This window comes from Sphingomonas sp. AOB5 (assembly GCF_029433115.1).
Taxonomy (GTDB): domain Bacteria; phylum Pseudomonadota; class Alphaproteobacteria; order Sphingomonadales; family Sphingomonadaceae; genus Sphingomonas.
This window is the reverse complement of record NZ_JARNTV010000043.1, coordinates 1-21,845: the sequence shown is the minus strand read 5'-3', so window position 1 is coordinate 21,845 and position 21,845 is coordinate 1. Positions and strand designations below refer to the sequence as shown.

The 21,845-nt window shown below is 67.0% G+C and carries 24 protein-coding genes and 1 tRNA gene; 7 read left to right on the top strand and 18 right to left on the bottom strand.

All coding sequences use genetic code 11. From position 1 onward, the window contains the following. Positions 1-76 precede the first annotated feature (76 nt). From P1X14_RS15840 to rsmI, 4 genes are all read right to left on the bottom strand, one after another. Entirely contained in the window at positions 77-667 is a 591-nt protein-coding gene (locus P1X14_RS15840; protein ID WP_277316368.1) for a DedA family protein, read from the bottom strand. Positions 668-674: 7 nt separating this feature from the next. Then, on the bottom strand, positions 675-1,634 hold the full coding sequence (gene gshB, locus P1X14_RS15835) for a glutathione synthase (RefSeq protein WP_277316367.1): 960 nt from the start codon (positions 1,632-1,634) through the stop codon (positions 675-677). A gap of 43 nt (positions 1,635-1,677) precedes the next feature. Continuing rightward, positions 1,678-2,031 carry a YraN family protein gene (locus P1X14_RS15830; RefSeq protein WP_277316366.1) on the bottom strand — a complete coding sequence of 118 codons (354 nt, stop codon included), beginning with the start codon at positions 2,029-2,031 and terminating at the stop codon, positions 1,678-1,680. A gap of 141 nt (positions 2,032-2,172) precedes the next feature. Next, positions 2,173-3,009: a 16S rRNA (cytidine(1402)-2'-O)-methyltransferase gene (gene rsmI / locus P1X14_RS15825; protein WP_277316365.1), complete on the bottom strand. Its 837-nt coding sequence runs from the start codon at positions 3,007-3,009 to the stop codon at positions 2,173-2,175. Positions 3,010-3,074: 65 nt separating this feature from the next. Here rsmI and P1X14_RS15820 point away from each other — a divergent pair, with 65 nt between their 5' ends. Next, on the top strand, positions 3,075-4,232 hold the full coding sequence (locus P1X14_RS15820) for a penicillin-binding protein activator (RefSeq protein ID WP_277316364.1): 1,158 nt from the start codon (positions 3,075-3,077) through the stop codon (positions 4,230-4,232). Between the two features lie 30 nt (positions 4,233-4,262). Here P1X14_RS15820 and hemW read toward each other — a convergent pair whose 3' ends face one another. The 6 genes from hemW to P1X14_RS15790 form a co-directional block, all read right to left on the bottom strand. After that, positions 4,263-5,408, bottom strand: a complete 1,146-nt coding sequence (gene hemW / locus P1X14_RS15815) for a radical SAM family heme chaperone HemW (RefSeq protein ID WP_277316363.1) — start codon at positions 5,406-5,408, stop codon at positions 4,263-4,265. A gap of 122 nt (positions 5,409-5,530) precedes the next feature. Continuing rightward, positions 5,531-5,604, bottom strand: a tRNA-Gly gene (locus P1X14_RS15810). Positions 5,605-5,641: 37 nt separating this feature from the next. Continuing rightward, the gene (locus P1X14_RS15805; RefSeq protein ID WP_277316362.1) at positions 5,642-6,475 is read right to left on the bottom strand and encodes a kinase; all 834 of its coding nucleotides are present in this window, start codon (positions 6,473-6,475) and stop codon (positions 5,642-5,644) included. 21 nt (positions 6,476-6,496) lie between these two features. Beyond that, on the bottom strand, positions 6,497-6,790 hold the full coding sequence (locus P1X14_RS15800; RefSeq protein WP_277316361.1) for an antibiotic biosynthesis monooxygenase: 294 nt from the start codon (positions 6,788-6,790) through the stop codon (positions 6,497-6,499). Then, on the bottom strand, positions 6,787-7,365 hold the full coding sequence (locus tag P1X14_RS15795; RefSeq protein ID WP_277316360.1) for an NAD(P)H-dependent oxidoreductase: 579 nt from the start codon (positions 7,363-7,365) through the stop codon (positions 6,787-6,789). Before P1X14_RS15795 ends, P1X14_RS15800 begins: the two co-directional genes overlap by 4 nt. After that, positions 7,362-8,402: an NAD(P)-dependent alcohol dehydrogenase gene (locus P1X14_RS15790; RefSeq protein WP_277316359.1), complete on the bottom strand. Its 1,041-nt coding sequence runs from the start codon at positions 8,400-8,402 to the stop codon at positions 7,362-7,364. Before P1X14_RS15790 ends, P1X14_RS15795 begins: the two co-directional genes overlap by 4 nt. Before the next feature lie 130 nt (positions 8,403-8,532). Between P1X14_RS15790 and P1X14_RS15785 the strand changes: the two genes are divergently transcribed. Together P1X14_RS15785 and P1X14_RS15780 are read left to right on the top strand one after the other, a co-directional pair. Further along, the gene (locus P1X14_RS15785; RefSeq protein WP_277316358.1) at positions 8,533-9,324 is read left to right on the top strand and encodes an IclR family transcriptional regulator; all 792 of its coding nucleotides are present in this window, start codon (positions 8,533-8,535) and stop codon (positions 9,322-9,324) included. Further along, complete coding sequence (locus tag P1X14_RS15780) at positions 9,324-10,097, top strand: helix-turn-helix domain-containing protein (RefSeq protein ID WP_277316357.1); 774 nt, start codon at positions 9,324-9,326, stop codon at positions 10,095-10,097. Before P1X14_RS15785 ends, P1X14_RS15780 begins: the two co-directional genes overlap by 1 nt. Positions 10,098-10,121: 24 nt before the next feature. Here the strand turns inward: P1X14_RS15780 and P1X14_RS15775 are convergent, their stop codons facing one another. From P1X14_RS15775 to P1X14_RS15760, 4 genes are read right to left on the bottom strand one after another with little or no spacing between them, the layout of a single operon-like run. Continuing rightward, positions 10,122-11,042: a phytanoyl-CoA dioxygenase family protein gene (locus tag P1X14_RS15775; protein WP_277316356.1), complete on the bottom strand. Its 921-nt coding sequence runs from the start codon at positions 11,040-11,042 to the stop codon at positions 10,122-10,124. Positions 11,043-11,099: 57 nt separating this feature from the next. Beyond that, positions 11,100-12,398: an MFS transporter gene (locus tag P1X14_RS15770; RefSeq protein ID WP_277316355.1), complete on the bottom strand. Its 1,299-nt coding sequence runs from the start codon at positions 12,396-12,398 to the stop codon at positions 11,100-11,102. Positions 12,399-12,444: 46 nt separating this feature from the next. Beyond that, the gene (locus P1X14_RS15765; protein ID WP_277316354.1) at positions 12,445-13,356 is read right to left on the bottom strand and encodes a nitronate monooxygenase family protein; all 912 of its coding nucleotides are present in this window, start codon (positions 13,354-13,356) and stop codon (positions 12,445-12,447) included. Beyond that, positions 13,347-14,192 carry an SDR family NAD(P)-dependent oxidoreductase gene (locus P1X14_RS15760; protein WP_277316353.1) on the bottom strand — a complete coding sequence of 282 codons (846 nt, stop codon included), beginning with the start codon at positions 14,190-14,192 and terminating at the stop codon, positions 13,347-13,349. Before P1X14_RS15760 ends, P1X14_RS15765 begins: the two co-directional genes overlap by 10 nt. Before the next feature lie 106 nt (positions 14,193-14,298). On the opposite strand from P1X14_RS15760, the gene P1X14_RS15755 reads away from it, so the two are divergent. From P1X14_RS15755 to P1X14_RS15745, 3 genes are read left to right on the top strand one after another with little or no spacing between them, the layout of a single operon-like run. Beyond that, complete coding sequence (locus P1X14_RS15755; protein WP_277316352.1) at positions 14,299-15,111, top strand: cyclase family protein; 813 nt, start codon at positions 14,299-14,301, stop codon at positions 15,109-15,111. A 1-nt stretch (position 15,112) separates the two neighbouring features. Continuing rightward, positions 15,113-16,006 (top strand): LysR substrate-binding domain-containing protein, encoded by an 894-nt coding sequence (locus P1X14_RS15750; RefSeq protein ID WP_277316351.1) that lies wholly within the window; start codon positions 15,113-15,115, stop codon positions 16,004-16,006. Positions 16,007-16,065: 59 nt separating this feature from the next. Next, a complete protein-coding gene (locus tag P1X14_RS15745; protein WP_277316349.1) occupies positions 16,066-17,103 on the top strand; it encodes an alcohol dehydrogenase catalytic domain-containing protein in 1,038 nt (345 codons plus the stop codon). A 36-nt stretch (positions 17,104-17,139) separates the two neighbouring features. On the opposite strand, the gene P1X14_RS15740 is transcribed toward P1X14_RS15745, so the two are convergent. The 4 genes from P1X14_RS15740 to P1X14_RS15725 are packed head-to-tail and all read right to left on the bottom strand — an operon-like array spanning position 17,140 to position 20,623. Then, positions 17,140-17,874 (bottom strand): enoyl-CoA hydratase/isomerase family protein, encoded by a 735-nt coding sequence (locus P1X14_RS15740; protein ID WP_277316348.1) that lies wholly within the window; start codon positions 17,872-17,874, stop codon positions 17,140-17,142. Beyond that, complete coding sequence (locus P1X14_RS15735) at positions 17,871-18,731, bottom strand: succinate--CoA ligase subunit alpha (RefSeq protein ID WP_277316347.1); 861 nt, start codon at positions 18,729-18,731, stop codon at positions 17,871-17,873. Before P1X14_RS15735 ends, P1X14_RS15740 begins: the two co-directional genes overlap by 4 nt. Beyond that, on the bottom strand, positions 18,724-19,866 hold the full coding sequence (locus P1X14_RS15730; RefSeq protein ID WP_277316346.1) for an ATP-grasp domain-containing protein: 1,143 nt from the start codon (positions 19,864-19,866) through the stop codon (positions 18,724-18,726). The genes P1X14_RS15735 and P1X14_RS15730 overlap by 8 nt, the downstream gene beginning before the upstream one ends. A gap of 1 nt (position 19,867) precedes the next feature. After that, complete coding sequence (locus P1X14_RS15725) at positions 19,868-20,623, bottom strand: SDR family NAD(P)-dependent oxidoreductase (RefSeq protein WP_277316345.1); 756 nt, start codon at positions 20,621-20,623, stop codon at positions 19,868-19,870. A gap of 150 nt (positions 20,624-20,773) precedes the next feature. On the opposite strand from P1X14_RS15725, the gene gcvA reads away from it, so the two are divergent. Beyond that, positions 20,774-21,730, top strand: a complete 957-nt coding sequence (gcvA, locus tag P1X14_RS15720) for a transcriptional regulator GcvA (RefSeq protein ID WP_277316344.1) — start codon at positions 20,774-20,776, stop codon at positions 21,728-21,730. Positions 21,731-21,845: the final 115 nt, after the last annotated feature.

Sequence of the window (21,845 nt, the reverse complement as noted above, 5' to 3'; positions counted from 1 at the left end):
ACCCGGCCTCCCATTCAGCATATTCTGTGGGAGGCCGGGTGGGGGAGCGGGCTGGTGCCGTCCTACTGAAACAAACCTAGCGCTTGCTGCGCGGCTTCCAGGTCATGACGCGCCAGACATAGAGCGCGACCACCGCGACCAGGATCGCGGTCACCACCGGCGCGATCCAGTGATCGATCGTGTCGAAATTGGCGCCCAGCCAGTATCCGACGCCGACCAGCATCGTGTTCCAGATCGCGCTGCCGATCGCGGTGAAGACGATGAACCGCCCGCGCGGCATCTGCAGCAGCCCGGCGGGGATCGAGATCACCGTGCGGCCCAGCGGCATGAAGCGGAACACCAGCACCGTGATCCCGCCCCAGCGATCGAAGAAGCTGCGCAGCTTCTCGATATCTTCCCACTCCATCGTCAGCCAGCGGCCCCAGCGATCGACCGCTGGCTTCAGCCGCTGATAGCCGAAGCGCAGCCCGATCTCGTACCAGAACAGGTTGCCGACAATGCAGCCCAGCGTGCCGACCAGCACGAGCAAGGTGAAGTCCATCCGCCCCTGACCGGCCGCGATGCCGCCCAGGCTCATGATCACTTCGGACGGGACGGGCGGGATCACATTTTCCAGCACCATCAGCAGGAAAATGCCGAGATAACCCCAGTCGAGCCAGTCGATCATGTGCGGATCAGGCGCTCCGGTTTGCCACGCGGCGCTCGATCGCGGCCCAGATCATCGCGCCGGTATCGGTGCCGTTGAACTTGTCGATCGCGACGATGCCGGTGGGGGAAGTCACGTTGATCTCGGTCAGCCATTCGCCGCCGATCACGTCGATGCCGACGAACAGGAGTCCGCGCTTCTTGAGTTCCGGCCCGAGCACGTCGCAGATTTCCTGCTCGCGCGCCGTCAGCTCGGTCTTGGCCGCGGTGCCGCCGACCGCCAGGTTCGATCGGATCTCGCCTTCGCCCGGCACGCGATTGACCGCGCCGGCGACCTCGCCATCGACCAGCACGATGCGCTTGTCGCCTGCCGCGACCGAGGGGAGGAAGGCCTGTACCATGTGCGGCTCGCGATAGGCGGTGTTAAACACCTCGATCAGCGAGGAGAGATTGGCGCCGTCACTATCGATCTTGAAGATCGCCTTGCCGCCATTGCCGTGCAGCGGCTTGACCACGATGGCGCCATGTTCGGCCAGGAACTCGCGTGCTTCGTCCACGCTGCGGGTGATCAGCGTGGGCGGCATGAACTGCGCATAGTCGAGCACGAAGACCTTCTCGGGCGCGTTGCGGACGTTCGCCGGGTCGTTCACGACCAGGGTCTTGTGCGCGATCCGCTCGAGCAGATGGGTGGCGGTGATGTAACCGAGATCGAAGGGCGGGTCCTGCCGCATCAGGATGACGTCGGCTTCGTCGCCCAGATCGAGCTTCACCGGCTCCGCAAAGGCGAAATGATTGCTGGTCACGCGCTGGACGGTGACCGGATGCGCCTTGGTCCACACGCGGCCGCCCGAATAGTTCAGGTCCTCCGGCGCGTAATGGAACAGCCTGTGCCCGCGCGCCTGCGCCGACAGCATCAGCGCGAAGGTCGAATCCCCCGCGATGTTGATCGCGTCGAGCGGGTCCATCTGCACGGCGACATTGAGCGACATTCGGCCTCCTGAAACTGCCTTGTAAGTGACTTATCCGAGTAAGTCACCCCATCCAGGCGTTCTCGATATGGCGAGGCAGGGTGCCGGGGGCAATGAGGATCACGTCGACGCGGATATCGTCGCCGGGACCGGCATAGCGCGGCATCAGATATTCGGCCGCGGCAGCGACGCGGGAGAGGCGGCGTTCGTCGATGGCGAAATCGAGTTCGGCGGTGGTGGCGCGGGTCTTCACTTCGACGAAGGCGATGAGGGTACCTTTGCGGGCGACCAGATCGACTTCACCCGCGGGCGTGCGGACGCGCTTGTCGAGAATCTTCCATCCGCGCAGCCACAGCCACCATGCCGCGCGGCGTTCGCCGTCCCGGCCGCGGTTCTCGGCGGCGCGGCGGTCCCTCATGAAAGCCCTCCCCCTTGATGGGGGAGGGTTGGGTGGGGGTGACCTCTCCTCATGAGACGGTCCCATGAGGAGAGGTCACCCTCATCCTCCCACGCGCTTCGCGCGCGGGCCCCTCCTTCTCCCATCAAGGGAGAAGGGTAATTATGCATCCTTCAACTCCATCGCCCGCGCGTACAGCTCGCGCCGGTCCAGCCCGAGCTTCTTCGCGACTTCGCCTGCGGCCTTGCTCGCGGGCAGGCGGGTCAACGCCTCGCGCAGCGCCGAATCGGCATCCTCCTCCGTCGCGGGGGCGGCTTCGCCCGGTGGAGCGACGACCACCACGATCTCGCCCTTTGGCGGCGAATCGGCGTAGCGGGCAGCGAGTTCGGTGAGGGTGCCGGTCACGCATTCCTCGAACTTCTTGGTGATTTCGCGCGCCACGGCGGCTTCGCGCTCGCCCAATCCTTCGGCGAGTGCGGCCAGGCAGGCAGACAGGCGCGGACCCGATTCATAGAAGACCAGCGTGGCGCGGATCGAAGCGATCTCGGCGATGGCCTGGGCGCGGGCCTGCTGTTTCGAGGGCAGGAAGCCCATGAACAGGAAGCGGTCGGTCGGCAGCCCCGCCAGCGTCAGCGCGGCGATCCCGGCGCACGGGCCGGGGATGGTGGTGACCGCATGCCCCGCCGCGCGCGCGTCGCGCACCAGCTTGAAGCCGGGGTCGGAGATCAGCGGTGTGCCCGCGTCGCTTACCAGTGCTATCACTTCGCTGGCCATCCGGGCGATCAGGCCGGGGCGGACCGCATCGGCATTATGGTCGTGATAGGGGGTCATTTTCCCCTTCGCGCCGAGGTGACGAAAAAGTCCCGCTGTCACACGGCTGTCCTCGACAGCAACCACATCCGCGTTCAGGAGTATTTGTGAAGCGCGTGGAGACAGATCGCCGAGATTGCCGATAGGCGTGGCGACGATGTAGAGGCCGGGCGCGAGAATAGAGTCCATCGGGGAGAGTCATGGCAGACCGCAACGCAAATCGACAGGGGGTTGGCTCCAGTGGCCTCCTCGGCATGCTGCGCTGGACCGTGGTCGGCGCGGCGATGTTCGTCGCCGCCTGCACCACCGGCCCGCGGGTCATCCCGCAGGGCGAGCGTCCGCCGGTGGTCGAGGTGCCGCGCGAGCGCCCGGCCGATCGCCCGATCACCAATGCGTTGCCGCAGGATACTGCGCGCCACCGCGTCGCGCTGCTGGTGCCGCTGACCGGCCCGAATGCAGGCGTGGGCAAGTCGCTGGAGAATGCGACCCAGCTCGCCATCCTCGATACCAATGCCGACAATATCCGCATCACCACCTATGACACCTCGGCCGGTGCCGCAGAGGCCGCCCGGCGCGCCATCGCCGATGGCAACAAGCTGATCCTGGGGCCGTTGCTGGCCGAGGAAGCCCGCGAAGTCGCGCCGCTGGCGCGTGCCGCGCGCGTGCCGGTGCTCAGCTTCTCGAACGACACCAGCGTGGCCGGCGGGGGCACTTTCCTGCTCGGCTATTCGCCGGCTCAGTCGATCGAGCGCGTGGTGGCCTATGCGCGTGCCAATGGCGTCACGCAGTTTGCTGGCCTCGTGCCCGGCGGCCTGTATGGCGAGCGTTCGTCGACCGCGTTCCTCCGCTCGGTCGAGTCGGCGGGCGGCACCGTGACGGTGCTGGAAACCTATGACGGGCGTCCTGGTTCGATGACCACCGCGCTCGCGAAGATCAACCGCCAGCCCTATCAGGCGATCCTGATCGCGGGCAGCGGCGCGAATGGCGCGACCGCGGTGCCGATCATCCGCCGCTCGCCCAACGGCAAGACCGCGCGGGTGCTGGGCACCGAATTGTGGAACACCGATTCTGGGATCGGAGCAAACGCCGCGCTGAACGGTGCGTGGTTCGCCAGCGTGCCGGACAATTATTATCGCCAATATGCGGGCAAGTATCGCGCGCGTTTCCAGGCGGCACCCTATCGCCTGTCGACGCTGGGCTATGACGCGGTGCTGCTGACCGTGCGCATGGCGCGCGACTGGAAGCCGGGTACCGAATTCCCGATCCGCGAACTGACCTCGCGTCCGTTCGCCGGGCTGGACGGCGCCTTCCGCTTCGGCCGCGACGGCGTCGCTGAACGCGCGCTGGAGGTGCAGGAGATCCGTGCCGGCCAGGTCGTGACGGTTTCGGCTGCGCCGACGACGGTGGATTGAGATCAAAATCCTCCCCCTCCCGGGGAGGATTCAGGCCAGCACCAGTTCGCGCAGGATCGCTTCGAGGACCGGCATGCCGGCCTCGGTGATCCGCAGCCGGTCGCCTTCGCGGACGGCCAAGCCATGGGCGATCAGGCGGGCTAAGACCTTCGCGTCGATCGGAGCCTCTCCACCGGCCAGCGCCGCAACACGGCTCAGATCGACGCCTTCGCCCAGCCGCAGGCCCATCACCAGCGCTTCGACCGCGCGCTCGTTGGGGGTGAGGGCATCCTCGCGCTCGATGCCGTGCTGGTTGCGCTCGACCGAGGCCATCCAGTTTTCGGGCTTCTTTCGCCGCACCGTGGCCATGCCACTGCGCCGGCCATGCGCGCCGGGGCCGATCCCGGCATAGTCGCTGTAGCGCCAGTAGGTGAGGTTGTGGCGGCTCTCCGCGCCCGGCCGGGCATGGTTGGAGATTTCATAGGCGGGCAGGCCCGCTTCGGCGGTGATCGTGCGGGTCGCCTCGAACAGGTCGGCTGCGGCGTCGGGATCGTAGGCGGCCAGTTCGCCCTTTTCGAACATCGTCGCGAAGCGCGTGCCGGGTTCGATGGTGAGCTGATAGAGCGAGAGGTGCTCGGTGCCGAAGCCGATGGCGCGGCGCAGCTCGGCTTCCCAATCCGCCAGGGTCTGATCGGGGCGGGCATAGATCAGGTCGAAACTGACCCGGCCGAACACCGATTGTGCGGTCTCCAGTGCTGCCAGCCCCTCTGCCACACCATGCGCGCGGCCGAGGAATTTCAGCGATTCGTCGTCCAGTGCCTGCAGCCCGAGCGAAGCGCGGTTGACTCCCGCCGCCGCCAGATCGGCGAAGCGCGCGGCCTCGACCGAGGAGGGGTTCGCCTCCAGCGTGATCTCGACATCGGGGGTGAAGCCCCAGCGGGCCTCGGCTTCGGCGATCACCGCCGCAACCGTCTCGGGCGGCATCAGCGAAGGCGTGCCGCCGCCGAAGAAGATCGACGCGACCTTCCGGCCGGGCAGCTGCTCCGCCTCGTGCCGCAGGTCCGCCAGCATCGCCGCGCGCCATGCCGCCTGATCCACGCTTTCGCGGACATGGCTGTTGAAGTCGCAATAGGGGCACTTCGACACGCAGAACGGCCAATGGACGTAGAGTGCGAGGGGATCGGAAATGCCAGTCATACCCAACGCCAACGGAATCGAACCACGCGCATAGCCCGGTAGGGCTGAGCGCCACAAAGACTCACGGGTTCGAACGGCCCGTTAGAGAGGGTGGCTCGCCTAACCATAAAGCGAAGGGAAGGTGGAGCGGGTAACGGGAATCGAACCCGTGTATTCAGCTTGGAAGGCTGCTGCACTACCATTGTGCTATACCCGCGAGCCGCATGCCGCCTGCCACAGAGGCGGGCGCCGGGTCAACCGGTGATCGGCCTGCGATCCGCATCGAGCCGGATCACGGCGTCGGCGCGGGCGGGCATTTCGGCGATGATCCAGCGGGTGATCCGCTCGTAATGCTGGACGAAGACCGCGATCTGATCGTCGGTCATCAGGCGCGAGGGGAGGCGGGCCTCCTGCTCGCGGCGCCAGCCCGTAACCGTCTCGAAACTCGGCGGAAGGAGCTGGATCAGCCAGTCGATGCGGTCGAACAGCGGCTGATAGGTGGCGAGCGCTGTGTTGACGTGGCGGCGCCAGATGCCCGCGGGGTCGGCCTCGCGTTCGAGCGGGTTGACCGGCTCGGCCAGCGATCCGTCCGGCTGGGGCCGGGCGCCGACGCACCAGCCTTCGAGCAGGGCGATATCGGCGGGTCCTTCAAAGCGCGGCCATTCGCCCTCCGGACGGCGATCGTCGGCGGACTTGTCGAAGGCTGGCAGAGCGACGCTTTCGCCCGCGAGCAGCCGATCGATGGTGGCGGTCATCAACGCGAGGTCGTGCGTGCTCGGCGGGCCGCGGGTGGCGAGCAGAGGATGGACCGCGTCGGCCAGCGCCAGCCGTTCGGCGCGGGTCAGGTAGAAATCGTCGATCGAGAGCGTCGCGACGCGCAGGCCATGTGCTTCCAGCAACAGCTTCAGCGCCGCCGCGCCGGTCGATTTGCCGCTGCCCTGCGGACCGCACAGGCCGATGAACGCGGGACGGGGCAACGCGGCGACCCGCCCGGCGAGCGGTGTCCATAGCGTCTCGATGACGTCCCGATAGGCTTCGGGAAGCCGCTCTGCGGTCAGGAAGGCGGCAAGGTCCGGTCGCGGGTCCACCGCGCCGTCATGCCAGTCCGGTCAGGCGAGCGCCACGGCCTCGAGATAGCGGCCCTCGGGCGGACCGGCGAGCACGGCCATGACGGGGGCGAAGGCTTCCTTGCCCAACGCGGCGCCGGCCGCCTTGTGATCGTCGATCCCTGCCCAATGCTCGACGAACATATAGGTGTCGGCATCGCGCGGATCGGCGAACAGCTCGACCTTCTCGCAACCCGCCAGCGGCGATACCTTGGCGGCCAGATCGGCCAGCACGGTCTTCAGCTCGTCCCCGCGGCCTTCGGCGGCCTGCATCTTGTAATGGCGAAGGATGGTCATGCGGTTTCCTTCAGCGCGGCCGAGAGGTGGACGAAGTGCATCACCTGGCTGGCCAGGATGCGCAGATTGGTGTTGAGGCCCGCATCGCTGCAATCGCCATCCTCGGAGAACAGCCGCGTCGTGGTGTTGGCGGCGACGCCCAGCGGGGTCGGCCAGCCGCGAAGCGCGTGGACGATGGTACGCAGCGCGATCAGCGTCGATCCGGTCGCCTGCCAGCCATAGGCGCAGGCGATGCAGCCCACCGCGCGTCCATCGAGATAGACCCGGTCGTCCTTGGCGGTGTCCTCGACATAATCGAGCGCATTCTTGATCATGCCCGAGATCGAGCCGTGATAGCCGGGCGAGGCGATGACGATGCCATCGGCCTTGCGCACCAGCTCGATCAGCCGCTGCGCCTTGGGATCGCGTTCGGGATTTTCGGGCGCGTAAAGCGGCAGGATCAGGTCCGGCCCGGCGACGCATTCGGTCTCGGCGCCGAGCGCTTCGATTTCCTTGAGTGCGGCGCGCAGCACCAGTTCGGAGGAGGATCCGGCACGCGTGGTGCCGCCGATGCCGAGGACGAAGGGCTTGCTCATGAGATCGTGGGTACCAGCACGGCGCGTCCTTGCAACCGTCCTTCGTCCATTTCGCGATAGGTTGCGGCAATGTCGGCGAAACCGATCCGGACGACGTCGGCATGGACGTGCCCGTCCTGCGCCAGCCGCACGACGTCGCGCAGGTCCGGCGTCGATCCGGCATAGGGGACCGAGACGCTGGCATCGCGCGGCATCTCGTGGAAGCGCAGCGGCAGGGTGCCCCCGCCGACGCCGACCACCTGAAGCTGCCCGCCCATCGCCAGCACCGACTGGGCGAAGCCGAGCGTGGCGTCGTTGCCGACCAGATCGATGACCAGAGCCGCGCCGAGGCCGCCGGTCATCTCCCGAATCGCCGCGGTCGCGCCTTCGCCTGCGATCAGCCCTTCGTCGGCGCCGAGCGCCTTTGCATGGTCGAGCTTCTCCTGATGCCGGTCCACCGCGATGATCCTTGCCGGAGTCAGCGCCTTGAGGATCTGGATCGCGAGATGGCCGAGGCCGCCCACGCCGATGATCACCGCGCTCGATCCCGCGCCGAGCAGGGCCTTGGCCTTGTCGACCGCATGATAGGTGGTGATGCCCGCGCACATCAAAGGTGCTGCCGCGACCGGATCGAGCTTGCCCAGCGGGATCAGGTGGCGCGGATCGCTCACGATCACATATTCGGCCATGCCCCCGTCCACGCCGCAGCCGAACCCGGGGACCATCGGCGCCTTCTCGCACACATTCTCCGCCCCCTTGGCGCAGGGCGCGCAATGGCCGCAGCCCCAGGGAAAATAGATGCCATAGGCCGCGCCGATTTCGATGCCGGTCACGCCTTCGCCGAGCTTGTCGGCCCAGCCGGTCGTCTCGTGTCCGATGATCGAGGGGATCGGGAAGAAGGGCGGATCGGCATGGATGACCAGCAGGTCGCTGTGGCACAGGCCTGCCGCGGCCATCTTCAGCCGGACCTGACCTGGACCCGGCTCGGGCACCGGAATTTCCACCACTTCGGCCTTTCCGGCTCCCAGCAGCTGATAGGCGCGCATCATATCGGCCATGGCTCTCTCCTTGGCTTCCTCTCTGGAATTGTGCGGCTTCGCGGCGAAGCTAGAAAATCTCATTCCGGGCGCAGCATTGTTCATTGCGCGGAAAATTGCGCAGCAAAACGCGATGCCCTAGAGCCGTGAAATGGCAGCATCGATCCGTGAGACCGCGTCGGGGGAGCGCGAACTCAACAAGGCAACCGTCCGCGTGCTGGAGGTGCTGTCGAGCTTCGCGTCGGACGTGCCCGGCTATGGCGTGACCGAGCTGGCGCAGGCGCTCGGCATGACCAAGAACATGACCTATCGCGCGCTGACCACGCTGGTGGAGCAGGGTTATGTGGTGCGTGAGAAAGACGGATCGCGCTACCAGCTCGGCTATCGCGTGCTCGAGCTTCAGAACCCGTTGCTGGTCGATCCCGATTTCCGCAGCCTGTGCCAGCCCTATGTGCAGCAGATGCATGCGATCACCGGCGAATCGATCGGGCTGGTGGTGCGCGCGGGCGATTATTGCGTGCTGATCGACGGGGTCGAGACGCGCAAGCATGGCGTCTATCGCATCCGCATCGGTACCCTGTTCAGCCTGTGGGGACCGGCGACCGGCCGGGTGCTGCTGGCGGGGGACGGCGATGCTGCGGTGGCGGATTATCTCGCGCGGCACGATCCGGGCGACTCTCAGGTGCTGGCCGAGATCGAGCGGATTCGCGCACAGGGCTATGCTCGCGTTGCCCGCGCCACGCCGCCGCAGATGGTGTCGGTCGCCTTCCCGGTCCATGATATCGACGGGCGGCTGCACGGCAGCATCTCGGTCGGCGGCCCGCGTGAGCGGTTCGAGGCGCAGCTCGAGCGGCAGATGCCCGAGCTGCAGGACCTCGTCGCGGAATTGAACCAGCGATCGCGCCTGTTTCCCGCCGACGATGCCGGATCGGAGCTGCACTGATGGCCCGCACCGCGATCAACTCGTCCGCTACCCATGTGTTCGAAGTGCTGCGCTTGGTCGCGCGGACCGACGAGCCGCTTGGCGTTTCGGAGATCAGCCGGCGGCTGGGGCTGCCCGCCTCGACCGTCTATCGCGCGCTGATCACGCTGGAGGAATCGGGCTATCTGGCCCGCGACCGTAACATGCCGCGCTATATCCTGGGCCAGATGCCGCAGTTGCTGAACCGCGGGCTGGTCCACCGGTTCAAGCTGCATGCCGCCAGCCGCCCGCATTTGCGCGTGCTGGCCGAGCGGACCGGGGAGACCGCGTCGCTGACGGTGCGGCTGGGCTGGTACGGGCTGCGGCTCGCCGGCATCTATGGCAGCCACGACATCTATCATCGCGACCGGCTGGGCGAAGTGACGCCGCTGCATGCCAATGCCGCGGGGTTGGGGATATTGGCGTTCCTCTCCGATGCGGAGCGCGAAGACTATCGCGCCTTTGCCGCGCGGCAGAAGCTGGCGGGTAGTTGGGACGCCGATGTCGCGGCGACGCAGAATGCGGGCTTCGCGCGGACCGATCTGGGCGCAGCGGTGCCGGTGCGCAATCCGGCCGGGGAAGTGCTGGCCTCGATCGCGATCAGCGCGCCGGACAACAGCTCGAAGCGCGACTGGATCGAGATACGCGACGCGCTGGAAAGCGAGATCGCGCAGGCGCCCGCGAGCTATGATTCGCCCTTCGCCCATATTCCGGCGGACGAGATCGTGCTGGATCTGGAGCGGACGACCGGCTGATTAATCCTCCCGGAGGGTGAGGATTTACAGCAGCAGCTTGTTCAACCGAAGCCGGTTGGCTTCGGCCAGCGCATCCAGATCCTCCAGATTCTGGTGCCCGGTCACAAAGTCGTTCTCCGGATTCTGGTTCTCGCCCAGCACCAGCCAGATCGGGCGGGTGGCCAGCGGGGCGGGCTTGCGGCCTTCGCCGGCGGCCTTGGCCAGCCCGAAGCTACGGTCGTACAGGTCGGCGGCGTCCATATAGTGGAAGGTCAGGCCCGCGCGGCGGCGGCCCGAGGTGTTCGCGTTGGCGCCGTGCACCACGAACACGTCATGGCACGAGAAATGGCCCGGCTTCAGCTCGGCATTTACCGCAGTGCTGAAATCCACGCCTTGCTTATCGACTTCGAAGTTGAGGATGCCGTCGGTGCGGTTCGCATCGATGATATGCTCGATCTGGCCGTTCTTGCCCGAACCCGGCACGTAGCGCAGGCAGCCATTGTCGGCCGCGACATCGTCGACCGCGATCCAGATCATCACGCTGTGCGCATGGCTGCGACCGGGGCCGGCCTTGACCGCGGGATTGTAGCAGTCCTGGTGCCAGGGCGTGCCCTTGCCGGTGCCGGCGGGCTTGGCGAAGATCTCGCCGCCCCACATGATCAGGTTCGGCCCGATCAGCTCGCGCGCGGCGGCGATGATCGTCGGGTGGATCGCGATCTCGAACAGTTTCTCCGCGCCGATCACGCCTTCTTCCTGACCCTCGCGGATCGGCACGTGCGGCATGCGGATGATGCTCTGCCAGTCGGGATTGTCGGCGAAGACCTGCTCGACCGACTCCACCAGGAACTTCGTGCTATCGGAATCGAGGCCCTGCTTTGGCACGACGAAGCCGTCGCGCTGGAACGCTTCGACTTCCGCTGGGGTCACGACGGATTCGGTGACCGGATGGGCGGCTGCGGTGGCCATGACATACTCTCCCGACTTGATCTGTTATCCGGAAAATCGCCCGGATGATGTGTCTGGTCAAATACCGATTTGCTGCGGATTGAGACCGGATTCGGACATGGTCGTGCCCTTGATCGTCGCTGCCGTTCGTGCCCAGAGCAGGGCGGCGAGCAGCACCGCAGCCGGCGCAAGCAGCAGCGCGTAGCCCAGACTCGCGACGCCATAGGCCGGATTCAGCAAGTCGCTGACGCGGCCGATGATCCAGGGCGCGGGTACCATCGCGGTGAGCGCGATCACCAGCAGCAGCACCGCAGTCGCCATCGCGCGCATTTCCGGCGGGCTGTATTTCTGGAGGATCACCCAGCTGACCGGCGGATTGGTCATCAGCGCGGCATATCCGATCAGGAAGAAGATCGAGAAGGTGGTGAAATCGCTGGCCATGAACGCCGCGACGAACGCGCTGGCCGAGACCAGCATCATCGCCGCGACGAGCAGAACCGCGCGGTGCAGCCCGCCCTTGGTCAGCCAGTCGGTGACCATGCCGGTGAGCACCATCATCGTGCCGCCGGCCAGGGCGATGCCGGTACCCATCACGCCGCCCACCGCGCCGCTGCCCAGATCGAAGCTGCGCATGGCATGGGCAGGTGCCCAGTTGAGCACCGCGAACACGCAGAAATTGCAGGCAGAAACGGCGAAGACCATCTGGCGGAATGGCTTGATTGCCCAGAGCTTGGCGAAGGTGGCGAACAGGCCCAGCTCGGCCTTGGGCGCGGCGACCGCATCGGCTGCACCGCGCACGGGTTCGCGGACCGTGGCGACCAGGATCACCGCGAGGATCAGGCCGGGAATGCCCGCGGCGAGGAAGGTGTTGCGCCAGCCCAGCGTCTCGTTGACCACGCCGCCCACCGCGAAACCGACGAAGATCGCCACGGTCGAGGCCGAGGTCCACACCGCCATCGCGGTGCCGCGCCGCTCGGCCGGAAACAGGTCGGCGATCAGCGACACCGAGGAGGGCGATCCGCCAGCTTCGGCAATGGAGACGCCGACGCGGGTGAGGGCAAGCTGGACGAAGCCGTTCACCCGGCCGCCGAGGATCGTGAAGAAGCTCCACACCGCGATGCATCCGGCGATGAAGCGCACGCGATGGATGCGATCCGCCGCATAGGCCATCGGGATGCCGAGGATCGCGTAGAAGAAGCCGATGGCGGGGCCGCCGAGAAAGCCCAGCTGGGCGTCGGTCAGCGCGAGGTCGCGCTTGATGTCCTGTGCCAGGATGCCGACGATCTGGCGGTCGGCCATGTTCATGACGTAGACGCCGAACAACAGCGCGACGACATACCAGGCGCGTGCCCGGCTTGCTGGGGGTTCCCTCTCCATGGCGGGAAACTGCCATCGGCGCGCGCGGCGCCAAAGCCACCTTATCTCATGCGGGGATGACCGCGCGGTACTCGGCGATGAGGCGAGCGCACAGCTCGGCGGTGGTGGGAATGTCGCGGATCGCGCCCGATCCCTGTCCGGCGGACCAGAGGTCGCGCCACACCTTGCCCTCGCGTCCGGCGTGGCGAAGCGTGCGGGTGGCAGTGTCGAGCGTAGGGTGATCGGAGGCTTCGGGGTCGACGCCCCATTCGGCAAGGCTGGGGCGCAGGAAGCTGGCAGGCACACCGGTGGGCGCCGCCGTGTAGGCGATGTCGGCGGCGTGGGCGGCGAGGATCATCGCCTTGTACGCATCGGGCGCATTGGCTTCGCGCGTGGCGATGAAGCGGGTTCCGATGGAGACCATGTCCGCGCCCATCACCCGGGCCGCGGCGATATCGCGGCCGGTGGAGATCGCGCCGGCCAGCGCGAGGGTGCCGCTGAACCAGCTGCGCACCTCGCCGAGGAAGGCGAAGGGATTGAGCGCGCCGCCATGTCCGCCTGCTCCGGCGCAGACGAGGATGAGGCCGTCGACGCCTGCCTCGGCTGCCTTCTCGGCGTGTCGGACAGTGGTCACATCGTGCAGCACGATGCCGCCATAGTCATGGATCCGCGCCACCAGATCGCGCGAGATGCCGAGCGAGGTGAGCACGACCGGCACTTTGGCCGCGACCGTCGCAGCAAGGTCTGCCTCCAGTCGCGGCGAACCCTTGCGCAGCGACAGGTTCACGGCGAAAGGCTCGCCGTCCAGCCGCGCGCGGATCTCGACCAGCCATGCGGCATAGCCCTCGGCGTCGCGGCAGTTGAGCGCGGGGAAGCTACCGAGCAGGCCCGCGCGGCATGCCTCGACCACCAGATCGGGGCACGACACCATGAACATCGGCGCGGCGATGGCGGGGAGTTTCAGGCCGCTCAGGGCCATGGACGCCCCTCGGCTTCGGGCTTGTCGGCGCCGAGGGTCAGGTCGCGGAAGCGCTCGGCCTCGGCGATCCGCGCGCTATAGCTGGCCAGCGCGATATCATGGGCGAACTTGCCGAGCAGCAGCCGCATTGGCGGTTCGGCCATTTCGACCAGATCGCAGACGGCCGCCGCGCCGCGTGCCGGATCGCCGGGCAGCCAGGGATCGGGTTTTGACGCGCGGTCGCGATAGGCGCCGGCGGTGGCGTCGTAATCGGGCATGCGCCGCTCGCCCATCTTGCGCGAGCTGGTGAAGAACTGGGTCTGGAATGGCCCGGGCTCGACGATGCTCACCTTGATCCCCAGCGGCGCAACTTCCTTGGCCAGTCCCTCGGACAGGCCCTCCACGCCATGCTTGGCCGCGGCATAGAGTGCGGTGCCCGCCCCGCCGGTGAACCCCGCGATCGACGAGAAGTTGAGGATATACCCCCGCCGCCGCGAGCGCATGCCGGGCAGCACCGCACGGATCAGGTCGAGCGTGCCGGTGAAGTGCGTGCCGATCAGCGCGTCGATCTCGTCCTGCGTCGCTTCCTCGACTGCGGCGATCAGGCCGTAGCCGGCATTGTTGACCAGCACATCCACGCTGCCGAACCGTGCCTCGGCTGCGCGCACGGCTGCAGCGATGGCGTCCCGGTCGCGTACGTCGAGGGGAAGGGTGAGGACATTCTCGCCGGAGATGGCGATCTTCGATGGGTCGCGCGCAGTGGCCACGACGCGGCCGCCGCGCCGCAGGGCTTCGACTGCGATCTCGTGCCCGAAGCCGCTCGCGGCACCGGTGATGAACCAGACTGGTGCTTCCATGGCGCGATCCTAGCGCCGCCCGGATCGGCGTGACCGCCAGTTCTTTTCCGCGCAGCATGACTTAATTTGCGTTTGCGCGAGGGGGCCGTCGTGAAACGCTGGCACCATGGAGAAGATTGCCCCCTGGCTCGCGGATTTCCGCCGGATCGTGACGCGTGGCGAGATCGTCGAACTCGGCCATGTGCTGCACGAGGATATCCCCAACAGCCCCAATCACCCGCCCTTCATGTTCCGCCTGACCAAGCTGCACAACGATGCGCGGATCGGCGGCAGCGACGTTTCGGCGTCGAGCGACATGTTCACCATGGGCAGCCATAACGGCACCCATATCGACGCGCTGAACCACATCGCGTGCTGCGGCATGGTCTATCCCGAACGCGATTCCGACGAGGTGGCGACGCGGCGCGACGGCTATACCGAGCATGGGATCGAGACGGTGGAGCCGCTGTTCCTGCGCGGGGTGCTGATCGATCTGCCCGCGCTGCTGGGCGTGGAGAGCCTTGCACCGGCGTTCGACGTGACCGTGGATCACCTGAAAGCCGCGCTGGATCGCCAGCAGGTCGCGATCCGACCGGGCGACGCGGTGCTGATCCGAAGCGGGTGGGAGCGTTACTGGACCGATCATCGTTTCTATGTCGGCGTGCAGCAAGGCTCGCCCGGACCGGACGGCGAGGCCGCGGCATGGCTGGGCGATCAGGGCATCCGCGTCACCGGGGCCGATACCTTCGCGTACGACAAGCGTCCCTCGGCGATGCCTGCTCATGTCGAGCTGATGGTGAAGCGCGGGATCAACATCATGGAGAATATGCGGCTCGATGCGCTGGCGGCGACCGGGGTCAGCGAGTTCATGTTCTGCGCGCTGCCGCTGCGGATCAAGGGCGGGACGGGGTCGCCGATCCGGCCGATCGCATTGATCTGAAGTGCGACCTCCCCATATCGAACTACGTCACCTGTACGCGTTCCTCGTGGTGGCTGAGGAACTGCATTTCGGGCGGGCGGCGGTACGGCTCGGGATCGCGCAGCCGCCACTCAGCCAACAGATCAAGCGGATCGAGGAAGCGATCGGCCACCGGCTGCTCGACCGCGACACGCGCAACGTTTCGTTGACGCCAGCGGGGGAGGCGTTCGCGGAGACGGCGCGCGCGATCCTCCAGCAGCTTTCCGCCGGAGTCGAGCGCGCGCGCGACGTTGCGAGCGGCGCGGCGGGGCGATTGGGGGTCGGCTTCACGCCCACCACCGCGCTGCGCCTGTTGCCGCGGACGATCCCCGTGTTCCGCGCCGAGCATCCGAGGATCGAGATCGACCTGATCGAGCTGATGCCTGCGCCGTTGGTCGAGGCGCTGCGGATGGGGCAGATCGACGTTGCGATCATGCGCGATCCGACTCCGGCACCGGGGGTGGTCGCGACCGTGCTGCACAATGAATCCTATGTCGCGGTGCTGCCGACCGGACATGCCCATGCCAGCGGTCCCTTCACCCTGGCCGATCTTGCCGGTGACCCGTTCATCCTCTTCCCCAGCAGCAGCGAATCCCAGACGGTCGGCCGCGTGTTCGGCCTGTGCGCAGAGGCCGGGTTCGTGCCGCGCGGGGTGCAGCAGGTGCCGGGGTGGCAGACCGCGATCTCTATGGTGGGATCGGGGATGGGGGTTACGATCCTGCCGGAGAGCGTGGAGAACCTCCAGCTGCCCGGCATCGTCTATCGCCGGCTCGAATCGCCGATCCGCTCGACCATCGCGGCGGTGGTGCGCGAGGGGGAGGCGCGGCCGATGGTGACCGGCTTCATCGCGCGCAGCACCGCCATCATGTCGGCATGAGATAAAATCTGTTCGTTGATGGCGCGCCGATGATAGCTTTGTCGGCAAGGAGAGGCGCGATGCTGGCGTTGCAGAAGACCCATGACGGCGAGGGGCTGGAGTTGCGCGACGTGCCGCGCCCGCCCGCGCCCGGCCCGGGCGAGATCGCGCTGAAGATCGCCGCGACCGGCATTTGCGGCACCGATCTGGGCATACAGAAATGGAATCCGGGCTATGCGGCGATGATGAATCCCGCGCTGCCGGTGACGTTGGGCCATGAGACGGTGGGCCGGGTGACCGCGCTGGGCGAAGGCGTTCAGGCCTTTGCGATCGGCGATGCGGTGGTCGTGAACCCGGCGATCGCGTGCGGCGAATGTGCGGCGTGCGTCGAGGGCGATGCGGTGGGCTGTCTCGACCGGCGGCCGTTCGGGATGGTGCTCGACGGGGCGTTCGCGGGCGCCGTCAATGTCGATGCGCGCTATGCCTATCATCTGCCCGATCATGTGCCGCTCGAGCTTGGCGCGCTGGTCGAACCGCTCAGCGTCGGGCTGCATGCTCTGAATGTGGCCGGGTACAATCCGGGCGACCGGGTGGTGGTGTTCGGCCCCGGCCCGATCGGACAGGGCGTCGCGGTACTGGCGAAGCAGATGGGGTCGCAGGTCGCGGTGGTCGGCTTTCGCGACGCGGTGCGGTTCGACACGTTGCGCGAACTGGGGATCGAGCAGCTGTTCGATGCCAGCGAAGAAGGCGCGATGGACCGGCTGAAGGCGCTGGCTGGCCGGGGGTTCGACCTCGCGGTCGAGGCCGCCGGGGTCGGTAGCGTGGTCGATCAGGCGCTGGCGGTGCTGCGGCCCAAGGGGGTGTTGTCGCTTGCCGGGATGGGCGAGCCGAATGCGGCGGTGAATATCGGGCTGGTGGTGCGCAACCGGCTGGAGATCCGCGGCGCATCGCGCATTCCGCCGGCCGTGTGGCCCGAAGTCATCAAGCTGCTGGCCGCGGACCCGCAGGCCTTTGCGCCGTTGATCTCGCACCGGATGAAGCTGGCCGATGCTCAGGAAGCGTTCGCGCTGGCAAAGTCGGGGCAATCGTCGAAGATATTGCTGATTCCGGAAGAATAAGACCCTTCGTCACCCCGGCCTTGTGCCGGGGTTTGTTTAGCGACGCTTCCAGCGCGCCACGCGTTCGGCAAATTCAGGGCCGCGTCCGGCAGTGTGCGTCAGTTCATATGCGGCGCCTTGGGCTTCGTTCATCCCGTCGGTTTCCAGCACGAGTCGCTTGATCGCGCGATTGGCGCGCGGGGCGTTGGCGAGGATACGGGCGGCCAGTCCGGCGGCAGTCGCGTCGAGATCGGCATCTGGCACGCACTGGTTGGCCAGGCCGATCCGCGCGGCTTCCTCGCCGGAGACGGTGCGGCCGGTGTAGAGCATTTCCAGCGCCATCGCCCGGCCGATACGGCGCGGCAGGCGTTGCGAGGCGCCCCACACCGGCACCAGATCGAAACGGCTGTGGGTGTCGGCGAAGCGGGCGGATTCCGCGGCGACGATGATGTCGGCGGCCAATGCGAGTTCGAGGCCACCGGTCAGGCAATGGCCTTGCACCGCGGCGATCACCGGATAGTCGAGGCTCGCGAGCCGCGCGACGATGCCGCTTTCGATGGGCTTGGTATCCTCGCCTTGGCCCTCGCTGATCTCGCCAAGGTCATGCCCGGCGCAGAAGCTGCGTCCCGCGCCACGCAGGACGATACAGCCGATGGAATCATCCAGCGTATCGAGGTGCGCGTCGAGCAGCTTCAGCGCGGTGAGATCGAGCGCGTTCAGCTTGTCCGGCCGGTTGAGCGTCAGTGTGCAGAGGCCGTCGGCGATCTCGCAGAGGATCGCCGGTCCGCTCACGCCGCGACTGCGTCGACGAGATCCTGGATGCGGCCGAATACCTTCGCGCCCGCACCGGTCAGCGCAGTGGTCTTGCTTTCTACCGTGCCGACATTGCCGTGGATCAGCGCGCCGGCATGTCCCATGGTCACGCCTTCGCGTGCGGCTTGCCCCGCGACCAGCGCATAGACTGGCTTGGCGAAGCGCTGCGCGATTATCGCGGCGGCGAGCTCCTCTTCCTCGTTGCCGCCGATCTCGCCGACGATCACCAGCACATCGGTGTCCGGATCCGCCGCGAAGTGCGGGAGCATGTCGGCGAAGCGGGTGCCCTTCACCGGATCGCCACCCACGCCGACCCACAGGCTCTGGCCGAGGCCGCGCTGCACCAGCCGGTGATTGACCTCGTAGGAAAGCGTACCGCTCTTGGCCATCACGCCGAGGCGACCGGGCGAGAGCGAGACGTTGGGCAGGAAGCCCATCTTCATCCGCCCCGGATAGGCGATCCCCGGCGTAGAGGCGCCGATCCAGCGCGCGTTGGCTTCGGCCACCGCGTGCTTCGCGCGGACCGCGTCGTGGATCGGCATGCCCTCGGTGATGGTGACCACCGTTTTGATTCCCGCTTCGATCGCCTCGAGGATCGCGGGCAGCACCGCGAGCGGGGGCACGATGGCGACGCTGGCGACCGCGCCGGTCGCGGCAACCGCGTCGGCGCAATTGCGGAAGACCGGCAGGCCGCCAACATCCTCGTCGCGTGGCGAAACGCCGCCGACGATGTTGGTGCCATAGGCGCGCATGCCCAGCGTATGGGTGCGGCCCGAACGGCCGGTCATGCCTTGGACGATGACCCTGGCATCGGGGGCGAGGAAGGTGTCAGACATGAGCCGGCTCCGCACGGGCGATGGCGAGATCGATGGCGCGTTCCAGATCGGTCTCGATCGCGATGGGATCGCCCGCCGCGGCGATGATCTCGCGCGCTTCCTCCAGCCCGTTGCCGATGAAGCGTGCGGTGATCGGCGCCTTCAGTTCCGGTACGGCGTCGAGCGCGAGGATCAGCAGGCGCGCGATCTCGCCCAGATTGGTGTGGCCGGCGAAGAAGTTGATCAGCACCGATTTGATGTTCGGTCCCGCCGCGATCCACTGCATCACCTGGATCAGCCGGGCGGGGTCGCCCTTGAACTGCCCGGTGCGGATATCGCAGAAATTGAAGGGCGAGCGGCCGCGGGCGACCAGCTCGTCGATCAGCTGCATCGACAGGCCGGCGCCGGTGGTGATGAGGCCGATATCGCCCTGCGGGTCCAGCTCAACATAGTCGAAGCCCTGGGCGAGCTTGAGTGCGGCCTCGCGGTAGAGATCTGCGTTGGTTTCGATCAGCGAGACGAGGCGCGGGCGGCGGGCCAGGGCATTTTCGTCGATCGCCAGCTTGGTGTCGCCGATTGCCCAACTGCCGTCCGCTCGGACGAACAGCGGGTTGATCTCGAGCAGCATCGCTTCGTGTTCGAAAAAGGCGGGGATCAGCTTTTCACCTGCCTCGCGCATCGGTTTGCGCAGCGCTTCGGGCATGCGGGCCGAGAGGCGTTCGACTGCGGCGCGGATGGCGTCCGGATCCAGCGCGACGCTTTCGGTCGCGAGGTCTTCGCGCGTACTTTCGTCTTCCACCTCGATGCCGCCATGCGGGGACATCATCACGGTGACCATCGCCTGCGCGGCGTCGAGGGTGAAGCTGAGATAGGCCTCGCTGACGAAATCGATGAGACCCTCGATCCGCACGGCCTGCACCGCATGGCCCTTGATGCTCATGCCGAGCACCGCATCGACGCCTTCGCGCAACGCCACGCGATCGCGGACCAGCCTGATCCCGCCGGCCTTGCCGCGGCCGCCGACCGGCACCTGTGCCTTGACCACGCCCTGTGTCACCAGCGGCAGCGTGTCGCCCTTGCGGACGAGCGTGCCCTGCGGAACCGGCAAGCCGAGTTCGGCGAGCAATTCCTTTGCGTCATGTTCGAGCAGCATCATGTCAGACCCACCACCGCCCGCCGTTCACGACGATGCTCTGCCCGGTGATGAAGCGGCCTTCGTCGCTGGCCAGCAGCGCCGCCATCGCCGCGATATCCTCGGGCTCGCCGACGAACCCTACGGGCACGCTCTTCATCGTTTCGTGCACCACCGGATCGTTGCTGGTCGATAGCGCGCGGGTCATGATCGGGCCGGGCAGGAGGGCGTTCACCGTCACGCCGTTGGGCGCCAGTTCGCGCGCGACCGAGCGGGTGAAACCGACGATCCCGCCCTTGGCCGCGGCATAATCATGGCTGCCGACCGGACCGGTCAGGAACGCCTCGGACGCCATGTTGATGATCCGGCCGTGCTTGCGCCCGACCATGCCCGGCGCGACATGGCGCGAGAAACGCATCGTGGTGAGCAGGTTGATCTCCAGCACGAAGCGCCAGACCTCCTCGTCGGAATCGAGGAAGCTCGATTTCCGTTCGCGCGCGCCCTGGCCGACATTGTTCACCAGAACGTCGATCTTGCCGAAATGCGTCTCGGCATCGGCGACGAACGCGCGCGCCGCATCGGGGCTGGTGCAATCCGCGGCGCGGGTGAAGATCGTGCCGCCCAGCGCCTCGACCTCGGCGGTCAGCGCTTCCAGCGTATCGGCTTCGCGGTCCACCACCGCCAGCGCGGCGCCTTCCTCGGCCAGCCGCAGCGCGCACCCACGGCCGATGCCGTTCGCGCCGCCCGTCACCATCGCCACCCGGCCTTCGAGACGCCTCATTCCGATCCCCTCGCACCCATGACTTCGCGTCATGGCGACTGTGTCCGATCCGCCACGGTTGTTCCAAATGACGGGATATATGCTGGATAGTCGTATAGATCGGTGCTAAAGAGCCGTCCAAACAAAATATAGCCATGAGAGGATGAGAGAATGTCCATCGTCAGGCGAGGCGTCCGTCGCACCGGCCCGCTGAACCCGCTGCGCGCCTTCGAAGTGGCCGCGCGCCATATGAGCTTCACCGTCGCCGCCGATGAGCTTTGCGTGACGCAGGGCGCGATCAGCCGCGCAGTGAAGACGCTGGAGGATTATTTCGGCGTGCCGCTGTTCAAGCGGCTGGGCAATGGCCTGGAGCTGACGCCGAAGAGCCGCATCCTGGCGCACAAGCTGACCGATATCTTCAGCCAGCTGGCCGATGCGACCGACGAGTTTCAAGGATCCAAGGCGGCGCATGTGCTGACGGTATGGACCTATACCAGCTTCATGATCGGCTTCCTGATCCCGCGCCTGCCGGACTTCCAGCTGAAGCATCCCAACATCAAGGTGCGGCTGATCTCGGCGACCGACTCGACCGATTTCAACCGCGATCAGGTCGATGTGCGGCTGCGCTATGGCCATGGCCATTGGCAGGGCTTCGACTCGACCCTGTTGTTCCGCGAGGAACTTCGCCCGGTGTGCAGCCCCAAGTTGCTGGCCGAGGGCAGCGAGCGGATGGATTTCGAGGAACTGCAGAAGCAGATCCTGCTCCATTATGACGGCCGCCGGCACGACTGGGCCGACTGGCTGGCGGCGGCGGGTCATCCGGAGCTTGTGCCGCACGACAATCTGGTGTTCGACGAACTGAGCGTGGCCAATCAGGCGGCGATCGCGGGCGTGGGGCTGGCGATGGTGCAGAAGGCCTATTTCGCGAACGAGATCGCCAATGGCCAGCTGGTCGCGCCGTTCGACACTGTGCTGCGCCGCGACCGGGGCTATTACCTCACCGTCTCACGCGAGCGGCGAAATGCGGAGCATGTCAGCATCTTCCGCGACTGGCTGATCGAGCAGCTCGGCGGCCAGCCCGAGAGCGAGCATAATGACTATCCGGTGCTGCGCGTGGCCAATGGCTGAGTGCCGCGGGCGAGGCTGAGCGCCACGCCCGATCCGGCCATCGCGGCGGCGGCAAGCAGGGCGATCGTCCGGCCGCTGTCGGGCAGCTGGCGGAACAGCAAGGCGGCGATGGCGG